Annotated in this window: 1 pseudogene; it reads left to right on the forward strand. The window is 72.8% G+C overall.

The window, feature by feature from the left end:
• Positions 1–714, forward strand: a pseudogene (locus KBX53_RS34130) (NADP-dependent phosphogluconate dehydrogenase); the annotation flags it as partial.
• Between the last annotated feature and the right edge of the window lie 287 nt (positions 715–1,001).

The following is a 1,001-nucleotide window of genomic DNA, read 5'->3' on the forward strand; positions in this document are numbered from 1 at the left end:
CACACTGACGCGACGACCGGCCGCTCCTTCGTGGACATCGTGCAGGACCGGGCCGAGCAGAAGGGCACCGGTCGGTGGACCGTGCAGAGCGCCCTGGACCTGGGCATCCCGATCACCGGGATCGCCGAGGCGACCTTCGCCCGCTCGCTCTCCGGGCACGTCGACCAGCGTGAGGCGGCCCGCCGGGCGTTCCCCGACGCGGGTGAGAAGTGGCAGGTCACCGACCGGGAGACCTTCATCGAGGACGTCCGCCGGGCGCTGCTCGCTTCCAAGATCGTCGCGTACGCGCAGGGCTTCGACCACATCCGCGCGGGCAGCCAGGAATACAACTGGGACATCGATCTCGGGGGCACCGCGACGATCTGGCGGGGCGGCTGCATCATCCGGGCCCGCTTCCTCAACCGGATCCGTGAGGCGTACGACGAGCAGCCGGACCTGCCGACGCTGCTGGTGGCCCCGTACTTCGCCGAGGCGGTCAGCGCCGGTGTGCCGAGCTGGCGACGGGTGGTGGGCGACGCGACCCGGGCCGGGGTGCCGACGCCCGCGTTCTCGTCGTCGCTGGCGTACTTCGACGCGTTGCGCGCCGAGCGGCTGCCCGCGGCGCTGATCCAGGGTCTGCGGGACAACTTCGGCGCGCACACCTACCAGCGGGTGGACCACGACGGCTCGTTCCACACCACCTGGGCCGGCGACCGCACCGAGTCCCCGGCGTAGCCGGCGCAGCACCTCGGCGCCCCGCGCGCCCGACACCCCGCGCGACCGACACCTCGGGCGCCCGGCACCCCGCGCGCCCAGCGCCCAGCGCCCAGCGCCCAGCGCCCAGCGCCCAGCGCCCAGCATGATCGTGCTGGATCCATGATGTAGTGGCCTCCGCGAAGGCGGAGGCCACTACATCCATGTTCCAGCGTGATCGTGGGAGGGCGACGCGAGCCGGCGGCGGTCAGGCGACCGTGGCGTGCATCTCCCAGACGAGGATCTCGGCCGGTTCGTCGGCGGTGACC

Origin of the sequence: Micromonospora sp. M51, assembly GCF_018070305.1 — a bacterium.
Classification (GTDB): Bacteria; Actinomycetota; Actinomycetes; order Mycobacteriales; family Micromonosporaceae; genus Micromonospora; species Micromonospora parva.